We start from the raw sequence: 16,942 nt of genomic DNA, 5'->3' as shown, positions 1-16,942 counted from the left end.
AAACAGTAAGATCTATATTGTAATGGCTACTCATTTTGATTTAGCTTTGGTATTTGGAGATTAACTTTATATTTTTACGCCTATAAAATTTTGGCATATACATGAGAGAAATACAATTTAGAGAAGCTTTGAGAGAGGCTATGTCCGAGGAAATGCGACGTGATAAAAATGTTTTTGTCATGGGCGAGGAAGTAGCAGAATATAATGGTGCTTATAAAGTTACCCAAGGTATGTTGGATGAGTTCGGTCCCGAAAGGATGTATGACACCCCTATATCCGAACTTGGTTTTACCGGTTTGGGAGTAGGAGCAGCCATAAACGGACTCCGGCCCATCATCGAATTTATGACCTTTAACTTTTCATTGGTAGCCATCGATCAGATTATAAATTCTGCTGCTAAGATCTTAGCTATGTCAGGTGGTCAATACCATTGCCCTATTGTATTTAGAGGTGCTACCGGCAATGCGGGCCAGCTTGGTGCCCAGCACTCTTCTAATTTTGAAAATTGGTATGCCAATACGCCTGGACTAAAAGTAGTGGTTCCTTCTACTCCATATGATGCCAAAGGACTTTTGAAGGCGTCCATAAGAGATAATGACCCTGTGATCTTTATGGAGTCAGAACTTATGTACGGTGATAAAGGTGAAGTACCAGAAGGTGAATACCTGCTTCCTTTAGGAGTAGCTGAAGTAAAAAAGAAAGGTAAAGATGTCACTATAATCTCTTTTGGCAAAATGATGAAAGTAGCTTTTGAAGCAGCTGATATCGTAGCTAAAGACGGAATAGATGCCGAAGTCATTGATCTAAGGACTATCAGACCAATAGATTATCCTACATTAATCGAGTCGGTAAAAAAGACCAATAGGTGTGTCATAGTGGAAGAAGCAAATCCGGTGGCCTCTTTGGCAACTGATCTGGCATTTAATATACAAAGACATGCTTTCGATTATTTAGATGCTCCTGTTCTTAGGGTGAACAGCATGGATATACCGTTGAGTTATTCCGGTCCTTATATCGAAGCTACTTTGCCAAACGCTAAAAGAACGGTAGATGCTATCAAGCAGGTTTGTTATAAGAAATGATGCTTAGGGTCTTATCCGCATTCTTATAATCCACGGATAAACTCATAAAAAATATATAAAAAGATGCCTTAATGCTTTACAAAGTATATAGGCATCTTTTTATGCTTAGGGTCGCTATTAATATTAGAATTATTTTTTCAGCGTGTTTCAGCACGCCGCTTCTGAAATCGGCGTGAATGACTACTCCAGCTGGTGATAGTCCAGTGAATGATTCTCATCCAAAGCTTCTTGAACACCCTCACTGATTTTTCCGGACGGTTTGGTTTCTATAGTAATTTCATTGTTTTTGTTTTTAAAACAGATTAAATTTAACTGATAGTCATCTTCTGTATCAGGATAATCTTCTCTATAATGAGCCCCTCTTGATTCTTTCCTGATCAATGCAGCTTTAAGTACCAACTCAGATGAAATAACAATATTTATCAGATCGAAATTCAGCCACCATTCTTCAAATGACAACTCTGAACCTGATATAGAATGAACCCGGAATTCGGATTTGATTTTTTCCAGTTTTTCTATACCCTCGTCCAATAAACTTTCATTTCGCAATATGCCAGCATGCTTCCACATCATGTCTTTGACTGTGTCCATCATATCCTGAGGCCTTTTTAAATAGTTTTTTTTCATTAAGCTGTTTTCCAAAGATTCCAGAAGGCCCGATGGATAGTCTATATGGGTATCTGAACGGAAAACTTTAGCTATGTTTTCGCCGGTTAGCTTCCCGAGCACTACCGTTTCTATAAGCGAATTTCCTCCCAGCCTATTAGCACCATGTAAACCACTGGTAGCCTCCCCTACTGCATACAATCCAGCCACATTGGTAGCTCCATTTTCAAAATCCACTTCTATTCCCCCCATAGAATAGTGACTGGTAGGGGCTACTTCCATTGGTTCTTTGCTTATGTCAATATCTAGCTCCTTAAAGCGTTCATACATTTTAGGCAATCTGGACTTAATAAAATCCTCATTTTTATGTGAAATATCCAGATAGACTCCCTGATTTTCCGTACCGTTTCCCTGGGAAATTTCTTTGGCTATAGCACGCGCCACTTCATCCCTGGCATCCAGTTCCATCATTTCAGGTGAGTATTGGGTCATAAACCTTTCTTTATGCTTATTCAAGAGGTGACCCCCTTCTCCCCTTACTGCTTCTGTCACCAGTTTTCCTAGATATTCTTCTGGATAGACCATGCCCGTAGGATGAAACTGCACCATCTCCATATCCTTAAGCCTGGCGCCTGCTTCATAGGCTAGTTGAATGTTGTCGCCTATGTTTTCATCCTTTCGGGATGATGATTTATTGTAAATAGAAGCATATCCTCCTGCAGCGAGCACTACATATGAAGAATGGAAGAAGGTAACTTCCTGATTTTTTTTATCCAGACCCAGTGCGCCTATAACTTTTCCTTCTTTATGGACAATTTTAAATATATAAACTCCGTCAAGGCAGGTAATATCTCTTTTTTTTGCCTGATCCACGAGAGTATCCAAAATGGCCCTTCCTGTTTTATCACCTACAAAACAGGTTCTTCTAAAAGATTGAGCTCCGAAAAATCTTTGGTTGATTTTACCATCCTTTGTTTTATTGAAAGGACATCCCCATTCTTCCAATTCCTTTATAGCTTCCACTGCATTTTTACATACGGATTCTACTGCCTTCGGATCATTAATAAAATGGCCCTCTCTTAGAGTATCTGCAGCATGGATTTCCCATCGGTCCTCATTATCCAGGGTGCCTATAGAAGCATTGATACCACCTGCTGCCATCCAGGTATGGGCATCGCCAAACTCACGTTTGGAAACTAAAATCGGTGATATTCCGTGATCTTTAAGGGCTATTGCTGTGCGTATCCCAGCAGCCCCAGCCCCTACAATCAGGACTTCCGTTTTGATTTCTTTTGATATTTTAAATGAAAACATGTCTATCTACAAATTTCAATTATTCAACCTATACATACTAATAAGCATTCTCCAGCCACTTTGTTTTTATAGCATGATGAACAGCTGCAAATCACCTCCTTATATTTGACACAGTGAAACGTATTATACATAGTAAAATTAATTCAATTATTTATTTGGAAAACCTCATTGGCATGGTCTGCTCTATAAATAGTAAGACTACGTGGTCATATGGGAAAACAACATTTTTTTATACCTGATTACCGACTGTTAATATTCGAGGGTTTAATACTTTAAATACCACTTCGCAACCTAAACTAACAGGATAACATCATAGCTGTAACATTGCATGATAATTGAGGTTAGATACCTATAAAACAATATAAATGAGCAAACAACCAGAAGCCATAGTCATAGGAAGCGGTCCAAATGGACTTGCAGCAGCCATACATTTACAGCAGAAGGGAATTCCTACTGAAATTTACGAACAGGCCCATGAAGCAGGAGGGGCGACCCGATCAGCAGAAATTACCCTACCTGGATATATCCATGATCTGGGTTCTGCCATTCACCCATTATGCATGGCTTCGCCTTTTTTCAAACAGCTGCCATTAAGTGAATTTGGCCTTGAATGGGTATTTCCGGAGATACCTTATGCACACCCATTTTCGGATGGCACCGCTATAGCTGGCTATCAGGATATCGAGCAGACGGCCAGACAACTGGGCAGAGACGGTAATTCCTATTATCAACTTATGACAAAACTGGTAGAGGACTGGCCAAAATTAGAAGGCACATTATTAAATCCTATCCAGATACCCAAACATCCCATAAATCTGGCATCATTTGGTTTAAAAGCACTTATGCCTGCAAAAGCTTTTTCAAAACTATATTTTAAAGATGAAAAAACACGAGCTTATTTTTATGGTTCTGCGGCTCACTCTACTTTACCACTTACTAACTTAGCGTCGACATCTTTCGGATTGGTTCTGGGGATAATAGGGCATAAATACGGATGGCCATTTCCAAAAGGAGGAGCAAAAAGCATCCCTGAAAGCCTTTCAGCCTACTATAGATCAATCGGTGGAAAAATCCATTTCAACAGAAACATCACCCATATGGGTGAACTACCCAAAGCCAAGGCCTATCTATTTGACCTGACTCCGAAGCAACTTTTGAAAATCGGGGGTACGGACTTTCATGCTAATTATAGAAACAGAATGGGCAACTACCGATATGGACTGGGAATATTCAAAATGGATTTTGCACTTGATGGTCCTATTCCTTTCACCAATCCTTTATGCAGAAAAGCGGGGACAGTTCACCTTGGCTTCACTACCAAAGAAATGGAATCCAGCGTAAACCATGCCTTTAACAACCATATTTCTCCTCGACCTTATATCATTTTAGCGCAGAATTCTGTTTTTGACTCCAGCCGGGCTCCCGAGGGGAAGCATACGGTCTGGGCCTACTGTCATGTTCCCAACGGAAGTAAAACCGATATGTCTCCCTATATAGAAAATCAAATAGAGCGGGCAGCACCTGGGTTTAAAAGCATGATATTGGCTAAAACAACCCATAACACCAGCCAGATGGAAGCATTTAACCCAAACCTGGTGGGAGGAGATGTAAATGGAGGGATACAGGATATTACGCAGTTATTTACGCGACCTATAGCGAAATGGTCTCCCTATAATACTTCAAACAAAAACATTTATATTTGCTCTGCTTCTACCCCACCTGGCGGAGGGGTACATGGTATGGGCGGATTCAATGCAGCAGAAAAAGTACTGGCTGATCATTTTAAATGAATTTGTAACCCCATAAATATTCTAAATAAACAGTATAAGTATTTTTAATTTTTATAAGGACTGATTTTTGTATTAGTTATTAAAGCGTTTATATTATGATTCACTCACATACTGATTATATGCAAATAGCCATAGACCTTTCCAGAAAGGGGATGTCAGAGGGTAAGGGAGGCCCTTTTGGCTGTATTATTGTCAAAGATGGCAAAATCATAGGCCAAGGCTATAACAGTGTACTCTCTACCAATGACCCGACTGCCCATGCAGAGGTGGTAGCTATACGAGATGCATGCAGTAACCTGGGCCATTTCCAGCTGGATGGTTGCGATATTTATACTTCCTGTGAACCCTGCCCCATGTGTTTAGGGGCCATTTATTGGGCCAGACCGAATAAAATCTTTTATGCAAATGACAAAAATGATGCTGCCCTGGCAGGATTTGATGATGATTTTATCTACCAGGAACTGGAAACCCCGCCTGCAGAAAGAAAAATACCACTGATAAGATTAAACAATTCTGAAGCTGTAAAAGTATTTAAGGATTGGGTGAATAAAGAAAACAAACAGGTTTATTAATTTAAAACATTACTATTATGAAAAAAATGATTTTATATCTATTTGTTTCGGCCATTTTTCTGGCCTGTACTACTCCTAAATCTGAAGAAGATAGGTTTGTATATGAAGAGGACAGAATAGTGGATACAGAAACTGGTGACGAATATACCTTAGAAGATGAATCCTCATATGTGGTCACCCATCCAGATGGTGAGCAAGAGGTAGTAAGCCGCGAAGAAGCTCCATTTTATGGGACAGAAGGACTGGATGAATACATGAGACAGTACAGTGATAGATTAGCAGAGAGAAAGGAAGCAGCAATGCTCGAGCACAAGAATCAGATCAAAGCTGCCCGGGCAGAAAGGTATTCTGAGTATTCAGATGATCAGCTCCTAGAAAGATTTAACAGGCTGCATAATGAAAATGCTCCTTACGAAGAACAAATGGATGTGATGGCTGAATTGGTAGAACGGGGTGTTGTGGGAGAAGATGATGCTCCAGGACTTTTGGAGGTAGATGCAAGGGAAATAGATTTTGATATATCATATGACCCTTCCGAGACTGCCCCTACTTATCCCAATTAAATATTTCATCCTATTTTAATTATAAAAAAGGTGACTGCTCATTGAACAGTCACCTTTTTTTATTTCCTTCCCTGCATTTTTGGGCTAAGCGCTTTAAGCGCATTTTGAGCTCCTCCCATTTTATTCATCTGCTTCATCATCTTACGCATATCACTAAACTGCTTCATCAGATTATTAACCTCTTGGATGGTCCTTCCGCTTCCAGTTGCTATCCGTTTTCTTCTGCTGCCGTCAATCACATCGGGATTTTCTCTTTCCAATGGGGTCATGCTTCTGATAATTGCCTCTATAGGTTTGAAGGATTCATCATCTATGTCTATTCCTTTCATAGCTTTGCCCATACCTGGGATCATACCCATAAGATCTTTCAGATTCCCCATTTTTTTAATCTGTTCCAGCTGAGAAAGGAAATCTTCAAAATTAAATTGGTTTTTTCGAATCTTTGCATTGATTCTTTTGGCTTCATCTTCATCAAAAGTCTGTTGGGCTCTTTCTACCAAAGAGATTACATCACCCATACCCAGTATCCTTTGGGCCATACGATCTGGATAGAAGACATCCAGATTTTCCATCTTTTCACCTGTAGAAATGAATTTTATAGGCTTATTGACTACGTGCCGTATGGAAATGGCTGCCCCACCCCTGGTATCACCATCAAGTTTGGTAAGCACTACTCCATCAAAGTTCAAACGTTCATCAAACGTCTTAGCCGTATTGACCGCATCCTGTCCGGTCATAGAATCCACCACAAAAAGTGTTTCAGATGGATTTAACTGAAGTTTCAGCTCAGCAATCTCATTCATCATCTGCTCATCTACCGCTAAACGGCCCGCTGTATCTACTATAACAGTCTTCTTACCTGATTTTTTGGCATATTCTATGGCCCTTTCAGCGATTTGGAGGGCATTTTTATTTTCAGGCTCTGCATAAACCTCTACTCCTATCTGTTCACCCAATACTTTGAGCTGGTCTATCGCAGCAGGCCGGTATATATCGCAGGCTACTAATAAAACCTGTCTGCCTTGTTTTTTTAAGTAGGAAGCTAATTTACCCGAAAAAGTAGTCTTACCAGACCCCTGAAGACCAGAGATTAGGATTACTGATGGATCTCCTTTTATATTGATATCTTCTTTTGATCCGCCCATTAAGGCAGTCAATTCTTCCTGGGTAATCTTTACCAATAGCTGTCCCGGAGATACGGATATCAACACATCTCTACCCAGGGCTTTTTCCCTGATAGAATCAGTCACCTCTTTGGCCACTTTATAGTTTACATCCGCATCGATCAATGCTCTTCGGATTTCCTTTACCGTGGAAGCCACATTGATTTCAGTGATGGTACCGGTACCCTTAAGGGTTTTAAAAGCTTTATCTAATTTATAACTAAGATTATCAAACATGCCTGTATATCTATTTTACTGACAAAAATAAAAATATATCTTCATTAAGGACTATAACTTCCCATATTTTCTAAGATATTCTGATTTATTACATAAAATGAAGATATAAGGCTCAACTATACTTGGTTTTTTTTAATCCCAATACATACTTTATGAAAGCTTGCTCATTAAAATATCAAGCTTTAAAAATAATATATGAAAAATCTTAAAAGCCACTCTAGTTTGATGGCACATCATATGGCTTATCCTACAAAACCCCTTTATTAAAAAACAAATTGAAAAAACTCATTAACCATAATGAAAAATGGCCATCCCCTGAAGGGATAGCCTTAAAAAATCAAAACCTATCTATAAATCTCATTAATCAATAGAAGAATGGTTGATAAGAATGGATACCCGCTTATCCTTTTCAAATGATACCAGCCATTCCTGTGTAGTGTTTCCCATCCAGTCCCCGACGCTTACCAGAATCTTTTCATCTTCACCAATTTTCCAGGTCCCTTCATAGTCTTGGGTTATAATGGGAGGCGTACCGCACCATCCGGAATTCATTCTGGCCACCATAGTGCCATTAGTATTGAAAACATATCCATATATATTTTTTTCCAGGTTATTCACTTTGGACATCGTCATTCCCAACTCATTGTATTCAATATTTGACCATGCACCTATTAGTTCATGGTCAAACTTTAATTCATTTTCATTAAATTCCATGCATCCGGCTAAAAAAAGTATAATGGAAAGCCCAACTAATGTAGATCGTAATGTTTTCATAAATGGTCCTGTTTTTGTTTTAATACTAGACGGCATTCAATTAAATAATGTCCCAACTATTCAAGAAAATTTTGATTCCGCGTTCATAATTTATATTTTTATGAATCTATGTATTTTAATTTTCATATGTTCAATTAATTTTAACCATTAAACACAATAAAATCCATGAATAATTTCTTTAAAGCATTAATAGCAGGATGGGGAGCCAGCAAACTTGGTGGAGGCTGTCTAGGTACAGTAGTAGTTTTTGTTATCATCTGGTGGCTATTAGGGCAATGCAGTTAATTTTTGTAGACCTATCGACAGTTTGAAGTTAGCCTTTACTATCTTTTCGGAGGATTTATAATGAATCCTCCGATTTATTTATGGTAATTTAAAAAGTTTGATGATTCAAAAATTAAGGTATAAGATCTTAAAAAAAGGAATAGCATATATTTTTCAGATAATTATCCTACAATTTTATATTGTCCATTTTTTTACTCAATTTTAGGCGCAATTTATTTTTAATTAAGCAATAAAAAGCTTATTCTAGTGTTAAACCTTATATTAAGTCTGTAAACCAACCTAATCTGCATATCATGAGAAAGACCTACCTCCTTCTATTTCTTGCCTCCATATTAATGTCAGCACCTAGTTTTGCCCAAACTACAAATTCGGAAGAAGGCAGTTTAAATAGTGGTACCATCTCTAGTCAATTTGATTATCTTCACTCCGTATCCAACAATTTTCAGGAGTATAAAGTGGTGAAGAAAACCAACCTGGACAAAATTCAAAAGAATATTACTGATTCCCTAAATGTGTATAAAAACCAGATCAGTGAAATCAAACAGGAATTGGCAGCCCAAAAGACTCAAATAGACCAATTTGAGAACAGAATATCCGCTGCCGAAATTGAGAAAGAAGCTGCTTTGGCGGAAAAGGATAACTTTGCAGTATTCGGTATGCCCATACATAAAAACAGCTACAGTAATATGATGTGGGGAATAGTCATTTTGCTCGGTCTGGCATTGATTTTCTTTCTTTATCAATATAAGAAAAGTCATAAAGTCACTTCAGAAACGCTGCGTACTTTAGAAGAAACTAAAGAAGAATTTGACCAACACCGTAAAAACACCCTAGAAAGAGAACGTAAGTTAAACAGGCAATTGGTAGATGAAATGAATAAACGCCAGGTGCGGGTGAAATAACTGATTCAGGAACAGTATCATGCTGTATACTAAGTTATTTTAATGGTTATATCTTCCCCAGGACCATAGAGGTAGGGAATGTCGCGAGTTGAATTAGTAAATATCTAGCTTGTCTTCCACTTCTATCTGGTAATCCCAGGGCCTGATGATTCGTTCAAGCCCGATTTCATCTATTTATATTTGTTTTGTTTTGAATGTTCAGAACCTGTCTCATACCGGAGGTCGTGGTGGAATCTTGCATGCTTATAATCATCCCAGTGTGTGTGGTTTTCCTCATGCTCTATTTCATGTGTTTCTAGTTTGTTTCCCAAAGGTTATAACCTGTCCCGTACCGAAGGTCGGGATGTTATCTCACTTGTTTAAAATCATCCCAATGCATGAAGTTTACTTCATACATGATTTCATCTGTGCCTTTTTGGCAAATAAATGCAGGTTTGTACTGGCTGTGGTATATGACTTGTAAAGTTATTTTAGCGGTTTCCTGTCATTTAATTGTTGTATATGTTTTTAAATTTTTAATTTGCACCTTATCTAAGGGGTACTAAACTTACAGTGCATGCATATTGACTTTCGAAGAGAAATCCTTCCTCACTTGTTAGGAATTATATCTTTTTATTTGATCGTAACGGTATACTTCTCACCTATCGTATTTGATGGTAAGATGATGTTCCAAAATGACATCCTGCAGTGGGAAGGGTCAGCCCGTGAAATTTTGGATCATAGGTCAACTACCGGTGAGGAGCCACTTTGGACCAACCGTATGTTTGGAGGCATGCCAGCTTACCTTATCAGCACTGAATTCCCCGGGGACATAAGCAATATCCTCATAAAAGTGCTTACCTTAGGACTTCCCCATCCTATAAATTCACTCTTTTTAGGAATGGTGGGCATGTATATTCTTCTGTTAAGCTTTCGAATTCGTAGTGCGATAGCAGTGGCAGGTGCATGGGCTTTTGCCTTTAATACCTTCCATATCATCAGCTTGGAGGCCGGTCACAATGCCAAGATCTGGTCTATATGTTTGATTCCTTTGATTTTGGCCGGAATCCATCTGGTATTTACGCGACGCGTCCTGTTAGGTGCAGCTATTTTTGCCCTGGCACTGATGCTGCAGCTTAAATTTAATCACCTACAGATCACCTACTATACTTTATTGATAGTATTCATATATGGCATTGGACAGCTTATCGGTTTTGCCAAATCACGACAAATGCCTGATTTTGGAAAAGCAGTAGGAATATTAACATTAAGTGCTTTACTGGCTATAGGTGCCAATGCTGGTAGACTGTATACTATATATGAATACGGAAATTATTCGATCAGAGGTGCTGCTACCCTTAGCGGTGATGACAGAGCTGGAGATGGCCTAGGTAGAGATTATGCGTTTCACTGGTCCCAGGGAAAGCTTGAAACCCTGACATTTCTTATACCAAACTTTTATGGTGGCGGATCAAGAGAGGATCTCGGTCAAAATTCCCAGTCAGAAACAGTATTGCATCAAAACGGTGTACCCGCCTCCCAAATCCGGGAATTTACCAGGAATGCTCCTACTTACTGGGGAGATCAGCCAGGTACAGGAGGACCTATTTATGGTGGGGCTATTATGGTGTTTCTATTTGTTTTGGGCCTTTTATTTGCACCAGTTAAATATAGGGTCATTTTTCTTGCCATTACTTTCCTGTCATTTATGCTCGCATGGGGAAGTAACCTAGCCTGGTTTAACTACACTTTATTTGATTACCTTCCTGGATACAATAAGTTCAGGGCTGTTTCCATGGCTTTATGTATGGCCCTATTTAGTATCCCTGTATTGGGAGCTATCGGACTTGAACGTATACTTAAAAGTACCCGCAATCCAAAAGTGGTAAAATCTTTGGGTATTGCTTTCGGTATTGCAGGTGGCCTGGCTTTGATTTTTGCTTTGTTTCCAGGCCTTTTCGGTTATAGGGCACCTGTGGATGAGCAGTTACCTGACTTTCTAAGAGACGCTTTACGTACGGACAGAAAAAACATGCTGAGATCGGATGCCTGGAGAACCTTTATACTGATAGCATTAACTGCGGGACTTATATTTTCTTACCTTAAGAATAAAATAATGGCTAATTATGCGGCTATAGGAATTGCTGTATTGGTACTCCTGGATGTATGGTTAGTTAATAGAAGGTACTTAGATAATGACAGCTTTGTTCTAAATCCCAGGGCCCAGTTCTTTGCCCCTACTCCCGCAGATGAGAGAATAATGGCTGATGACAGTTATTTTAGAGTATTGAATCTGGATAATCCTTTCAATGAAGCTAGGACTAGTTATAGGTTCAACAGCATAGGTGGCTATCATGGTGCCAAGATGAGAAGGTATCAGGATCTGATAGAAAGGGTATTGTCCGGTGAAATGTCACGATTTATCAGTAGGGCCCAAGAAGGAAACTTTGACTTTACGGATCTAAACGGGCTCAATATGCTGAACACTAAATATTTTTATATAGGGACTTCAGAGAATCAGGTTTTTAGGAATGATTATGCCATGGGCGAAGGGTGGTTTCCTGAAAACATCATTACTGTCAATAACAATGATGAAGAGATCACTCTTTTAAACGAAGCGAATATTAGAAATTCGGCCACACTTAATACCCAGGAATTTGGACAAGCACACAGTGGAATAGGTGAAGTAAGGCTCAAGCATTACCAGCCAAATCAAATTAGTTATATAATAGAAGCCAGTCAGGGAGGATTGGTGGTATTTTCCGAGATCTATTACCCTAAAGGCTGGAAGGCTAGTATAAATGGAAATGATGTAGAAATTCTGCGGGTAAATTACTTGTTAAGAGGCCTTTCTGTACCGGATGGATCTTCAGAAGTCATATTTCGTTTTGAACCTGACGGGTATTATACCACTACTTCATTAATGGTAATACTACAGTACATTATCCTTTTGCTACTGATAGGTAGTATCATAGTGAATGTAAAGCAAATTAAGAATGGCAGAGAAGGATAAGGTAGTCGATTATTATGACCAGTTTGTAACCGAACAGGAGAGAAGAGGAGTAAACTCCAGGCACCTACATATACTTGATAAACTGATAGCTGCTGGTCTAAAAAGGCATCACCATGTATTGGAAGTAGGATGCGGGATAGGTACTGTAAGCCACCTGATGGCTATAAAAGCAAAAAAAGGTTCGGTCTTAGCTGTAGATATCAGTCCTGAAAGTATAGAGAAAGCTAAGATACTGTGGAAAAAGCATAAAAACCTTACCTTTAAAGTATCAGATATGCAGGACTTTAATGAAGAAGGTAGGAAGTTTGATTTTTTTGTATTTCCAGATGTACTCGAACACATACCGGTAGAACAGCATTACAAACTATTTGAAACGGTAAAAAAACATGCGCATACAGATGCTGTCATATTTATTAACATTCCTTCTCCTAGATTTTTACAGTGGATGATTCAGCACGAACCACAAAAGCTCCAAGTGATTGACCAACCTTTGGACACTGCCGAACTTATCCATAATCTAAGCCAAAACGGGTTCTATCTGCACAAAATGGAGACTTACAGCGTTTTCTATGAGGAAAATGATTATCAATACTTTGTCTTAAAAATTCAAAAACCTATTGAAAAAACAACATTAAGGAATAAGCTGGCTATTTTGACAGAAAGAATTAATATCAGGTTAAGAAACGGATTTAAGTATTAATATCTTCTCCATACAGGCTATGATCATATATACTTATCCGATTGAAACTGCTTTTATAAAAAGAGATGTGGAAATGCTATCTCCACAGTTCAAAATCAAGACCTTAGAATTTACAGATGACCCATTAAGACTCCCATTTTACTTTATTTTACAGTTTTTTCAACTGTTATTTTATTTGCCCAGAACATCTCATTATCTATGCTTTTTTGGGGGCTATCACAGTGTGCTTCCCGTTATGTTTGGAAAAATCTCCAGAAAGAAGGTTTATATACAATGTGGCGGCACCGATGCCATGCATATGCCCGAAATCAACTACGGAAACTACCGCAAAAAATGGCTACGGGAAAGCACCATCTTCAGCTTTAGGAACTGCACTAAAATATTACCAGTCGCTAAAGCACTTATAGATCAAGAGTACAAATACTCGTCTATAATAGCTCCTGATCAAGGTATAAAAAATTTAGTGCCTTACCTGACTACTCCTATAGAAGTGATTCATAACGGCTTTGATAGCCAATACTGGGTAGACAAGGGAGCATTCCGGGCCGAAAATTCATTTATTACGGTAGCTACAGGCACTTCCAAGCTAAATAGGGCTATTATAAAAGGGATGGATTTATTGGAACAGATGGCAGAAGCCATACCTGATGCGTCTTTCACCATAATCGGTGACTCAGATTACTCCTCTACCCATTCTAATGTCAAGGTAATAGGGAAATTATCTCAGGAAGAATTATTGGATATGTATAACAGCCATCAATTTTACCTCCAGCTATCAATGTCCGAAGGTTTTCCCAATTCACTGGCGGAAGCTATGCTTTGCGGCTGCATCCCCATAGGGACAGCTGTAGGTGCTATTCCCGAAATTATTGGAGACGCTGGTTTTTTATTGGAAAAAAAAGATACAGCACTGCTGCTAAGATTGGTAGAAACATCCAAAAAAGCCAATTTACAAGCATTGAGGATTTTAGCTCCCTTCCGTATCAAGTCCCTTTACAATTATGAAGATAGAAAAAATGCGCTTCTTTCATTATTTAAATAAAAGGATCTGTAATTTTATCCCTATTAAATGGGAAAAGTAGCCACACAAAGTATTCTCACGACCATAAGCTCCTATTTGGGGGTTTTGATTGGCTATATCAATATCCTGTGGCTCCTACCTTATGCCCTAAGCCCCCAACAGATGGGAACTTTCAGAACCATACAGGATATGGCCCTTTTATTGGTACCCTTTGCACAGCTAGGACTTGGCCATGGCATTACCAGATTTTTTCCTCAGATCAAAGAATATAAATTCACCTTCTTTACCTATACCCTTATCCTTTCTTTCATAGGTTTTGGCATAGTGGCCTTTTGTTTTATATTATTTCAGGATGCCATAGTAAAAGCTTATGCTGCAAATTCCCCTGATATTATTACTTACCTTGGCATCGTTTTATTAATCACTTTTTTAGCGGTGCTCAATTCTGTTTTTGAATCCTTCGCCCGATCTTTTTTAAAAATTGCCATCCCTACCTTTATTCGGGAAGTACTGTTACGATTGCTTATCACGGGGTTGATTTTAAGTTACATTATGGAATGGCTCCATTTTGACCAAATCATGTGGGGTCTGGGCGGTATCTATTTTATAACATTGGCAACTATAATTGCCTATTTGCTATACCTAAAAATGTTCTCCTTAAATTTTTCTTTTGGATCACTTTCTTCAGGTTTCAGGAGTAGTTTTTTAAGATTCAGTCTGATTACCTTTTTGGGTACGGCAGGCTCTATACTGATCATGAAAATAGATAGCCTGATGGTGGCAGCCATGATCAGCCTGGATGCCAACGCTATATATACCATAGCATTTTCAATAGCAGTGGTCATCGAAATGCCCCGAAGAGCCATCAGTCAGGTGGTCATGCCAATTATAGCCGAAAAGTTTGCTGAAAATAAATTAGATGAAATCAATCAGCTTTATAAAAAAGTAGCTGTCAATCAGTTGCTGATATGCCTTCTTCTATTTATAGGTATTTGGATAAATATAGACAACCTCTATTACTATGTTCCCAATAAGGATATATATGAAGCTGGAAAATGGGTAGTCTTAATCATAGGATTGGGCAAGCTTTCAGATATCCTTTTTTCGATAAATGGGGAAATAATAGTCTTTTCCAAATTTTACACATTTAATATAACTGCTACATTGGCCATGAGTGTGGTAGTCATCCTATTAAATATAGTGCTCATCCCACCTTTTGGAATAGAAGGAGCGGCACTGGCATCTCTTGTAGCTATGGTTTTATATAATATTATTAAATATCTATATATTAAAGTAAAGCTTAAATTCAGTCCATTCAGTCCAGCACTTTTTAAAATCCTGCTCATCGGAGTGGTGGTAGTAGGTTTTTCACAAATACTAATCCCGTCGTTTCAACTTGTCCTACTGGATATTGTTTTCAGATCTGTTATAGTGACTATTTTATACGGGGGGGCTATTTATATCTTTGGTTTAGCCCCTGAGGTTACCGGTATGATTGAAGATCGGTTCAAAAAATCAGCTTCCTGAAACTAAAGATCATCTAACAGCTTTGCCAGCTTTTGGGTCAAATATTTCCTTTCAAAAGGATTAACATTACCATTTTCTTTGATGGCTGGAATATATTGTAAGCTGTCCAGAAGAAAATCCTCCATCCCTTTATGGTCAGTATGCGAGAAAACGTGGCCTGCTTCCGCTTCATTTATTATCTTTGCGGTATCACCTTCAGGATCTCCTAAAGCTATTATCGGTCGACCAGTGGCGATATATTCAAATAGCTTGCCTGGAATATTGCCTTTAGCATTTTTGGTATTGGTGAGTATTAATAAGAGTAGATTTGCTTTAGCATAATAATTAAAAACCTCCTGATGGGAAACGTATCCGGCAAGTGTAACATGGTTTTTCAGCCAAGCGTCATATCTGATATGATCTACTACTGTATCACTTACTTTTCCTACAAAAATGAGGTTTACTTTTATCGGAAGTTTTTCAAACGTGGCCCTGAATGCGAGTAAAAACGGCAGAGGATTCCTAATGGAATCAATTATGCCTGTGTAAACGATATTAAACGCATCATTGACGAATGAATATGCGGGAAAGTCCGATGGCAGGTCAGTGCTGTCAAATCCATTGGTGATGAGTTTTATTTCTCTATCAGCTATGATTTCGATTTCTTTTTGAAAGGTTGGAGAAATGGTAACCACCGCATCAGCTTCTTTCAAAACGGACGCCTCCATCTTCAGGTGCTGATTTCTGACAAATCTATGCATGGGCAGGACATCCAGAAATTCCCAGGTACTCCATGGATCTCTGAAGTCTGCCAGCCACTTGATACCTGTTTTTCTTTTAAGTTCAAGTCCTATCAGGTGCATGCTGTGTGGCGGACCAGTAGTAATAATGGCTTCAAATTTATTAGCTTCATTAATCTGTCTTAAATATTCTACAGATGGCTTCACCCAAAACACGCGCGGATCAGGCACTAGTAAATTGGCTCTTAACCAAATAGCCAACCTATCCAAAGGCTTCTTCTTTTCTTTTTCAAGGATTTTAGCTGTATCGTTGATTTTTTCTTTTTTAAGCTTTCTAAATAAGGCATAGGGCTCCCATATAGGAAACTTGAGGACCTCCAGATCAGCGGGTAATTCTTTCAATAAGCCAGGGTCCTGGAGTTCAAAGTCGGGGTTTTCAGGTGTGAAGATTACTGGTTCCCACCCATATAGGTTTAAATATTTTGCAAACTTCAACCATCGCTGGACACCGGATCCTGCACTGGGTGGCCAATAATAAGTGACTATCAAAACCTTTTTTAATCTCTGCATGAGCCAAATATAAGAAATATTGGGAAGCCCTAGATTTAAATACTCCCGATCTCTTTTTTAAATCTTTTAATAATATATACCCAGCATAAAAGATTAATAATTAATTTAGAGTTATAAAATTTATT

At 38.6% G+C, this 16,942-nt stretch carries 13 protein-coding genes; 9 read left to right on the top strand and 4 right to left on the bottom strand.

Going from position 1 to position 16,942, the window contains the following annotated elements:
- Nucleotides 1–101 precede the first annotated feature (101 nt).
- Nucleotides 102–1,082, top strand: coding sequence for a pyruvate dehydrogenase complex E1 component subunit beta (locus EL17_RS17105; RefSeq protein ID WP_035076882.1), 981 nt, complete (start codon nucleotides 102–104; stop codon nucleotides 1,080–1,082).
- Between the two features lie 180 nt (nucleotides 1,083–1,262).
- Here the strand turns inward: EL17_RS17105 and EL17_RS17100 are convergent, their stop codons facing one another.
- On the bottom strand, nucleotides 1,263–3,002 hold the full coding sequence (locus tag EL17_RS17100; protein WP_035076880.1) for an L-aspartate oxidase: 1,740 nt from the start codon (nucleotides 3,000–3,002) through the stop codon (nucleotides 1,263–1,265).
- A gap of 365 nt (nucleotides 3,003–3,367) precedes the next feature.
- Here EL17_RS17100 and EL17_RS17095 point away from each other — a divergent pair, with 365 nt between their 5' ends.
- The 3 genes from EL17_RS17095 to EL17_RS17085 all read left to right on the top strand — a co-directional run bounded on the left by EL17_RS17095 (nucleotide 3,368) and on the right by EL17_RS17085 (nucleotide 5,927).
- On the top strand, nucleotides 3,368–4,792 hold the full coding sequence (locus EL17_RS17095) for a phytoene desaturase family protein (protein WP_035076878.1): 1,425 nt from the start codon (nucleotides 3,368–3,370) through the stop codon (nucleotides 4,790–4,792).
- 95 nt (nucleotides 4,793–4,887) lie between these two features.
- Nucleotides 4,888–5,364: a nucleoside deaminase gene (locus EL17_RS17090; protein WP_035076876.1), complete on the top strand. Its 477-nt coding sequence runs from the start codon at nucleotides 4,888–4,890 to the stop codon at nucleotides 5,362–5,364.
- 17 nt (nucleotides 5,365–5,381) lie between these two features.
- Nucleotides 5,382–5,927, top strand: coding sequence for a hypothetical protein (locus tag EL17_RS17085; RefSeq protein ID WP_035076874.1), 546 nt, complete (start codon nucleotides 5,382–5,384; stop codon nucleotides 5,925–5,927).
- A gap of 59 nt (nucleotides 5,928–5,986) precedes the next feature.
- On the opposite strand, the gene ffh is transcribed toward EL17_RS17085, so the two are convergent.
- On the bottom strand, nucleotides 5,987–7,327 hold the full coding sequence (gene ffh, locus EL17_RS17080; RefSeq protein WP_035076872.1) for a signal recognition particle protein: 1,341 nt from the start codon (nucleotides 7,325–7,327) through the stop codon (nucleotides 5,987–5,989).
- A 360-nt stretch (nucleotides 7,328–7,687) separates the two neighbouring features.
- On the bottom strand, nucleotides 7,688–8,101 hold the full coding sequence (locus EL17_RS17075) for a hypothetical protein (protein ID WP_164675132.1): 414 nt from the start codon (nucleotides 8,099–8,101) through the stop codon (nucleotides 7,688–7,690).
- A gap of 578 nt (nucleotides 8,102–8,679) precedes the next feature.
- On the opposite strand from EL17_RS17075, the gene EL17_RS17060 reads away from it, so the two are divergent.
- The 5 genes from EL17_RS17060 to EL17_RS17040 all read left to right on the top strand — a co-directional run bounded on the left by EL17_RS17060 (nucleotide 8,680) and on the right by EL17_RS17040 (nucleotide 15,528).
- Nucleotides 8,680–9,288 carry a hypothetical protein gene (locus EL17_RS17060; RefSeq protein WP_035076864.1) on the top strand — a complete coding sequence of 203 codons (609 nt, stop codon included), beginning with the start codon at nucleotides 8,680–8,682 and terminating at the stop codon, nucleotides 9,286–9,288.
- Between the two features lie 556 nt (nucleotides 9,289–9,844).
- Nucleotides 9,845–12,280 carry a YfhO family protein gene (locus tag EL17_RS17055; RefSeq protein WP_035076862.1) on the top strand — a complete coding sequence of 812 codons (2,436 nt, stop codon included), beginning with the start codon at nucleotides 9,845–9,847 and terminating at the stop codon, nucleotides 12,278–12,280.
- On the top strand, nucleotides 12,264–12,980 hold the full coding sequence (locus tag EL17_RS17050) for a class I SAM-dependent methyltransferase (protein ID WP_035076860.1): 717 nt from the start codon (nucleotides 12,264–12,266) through the stop codon (nucleotides 12,978–12,980). Before EL17_RS17055 ends, EL17_RS17050 begins: the two co-directional genes overlap by 17 nt.
- A 19-nt stretch (nucleotides 12,981–12,999) precedes the next feature.
- Complete coding sequence (locus tag EL17_RS17045; RefSeq protein WP_035076858.1) at nucleotides 13,000–14,022, top strand: glycosyltransferase family 4 protein; 1,023 nt, start codon at nucleotides 13,000–13,002, stop codon at nucleotides 14,020–14,022.
- A gap of 27 nt (nucleotides 14,023–14,049) precedes the next feature.
- Nucleotides 14,050–15,528, top strand: coding sequence for an oligosaccharide flippase family protein (locus EL17_RS17040; protein WP_035076855.1), 1,479 nt, complete (start codon nucleotides 14,050–14,052; stop codon nucleotides 15,526–15,528).
- 2 nt (nucleotides 15,529–15,530) lie between these two features.
- On the opposite strand, the gene EL17_RS17035 is transcribed toward EL17_RS17040, so the two are convergent.
- On the bottom strand, nucleotides 15,531–16,817 hold the full coding sequence (locus EL17_RS17035; RefSeq protein WP_035076853.1) for a glycosyltransferase family 4 protein: 1,287 nt from the start codon (nucleotides 16,815–16,817) through the stop codon (nucleotides 15,531–15,533).
- Nucleotides 16,818–16,942 lie beyond the last annotated feature (125 nt).

The sequence above is a fragment of the Anditalea andensis genome (assembly GCF_000714815.1).
In the GTDB taxonomy this organism is placed as follows: Bacteria; Bacteroidota; Bacteroidia; order Cytophagales; family Cyclobacteriaceae; genus Anditalea; species Anditalea andensis.
The sequence above is the reverse complement of the archived record's forward strand: the minus strand, read 5'-3'. Positions and strand labels throughout refer to the sequence as shown.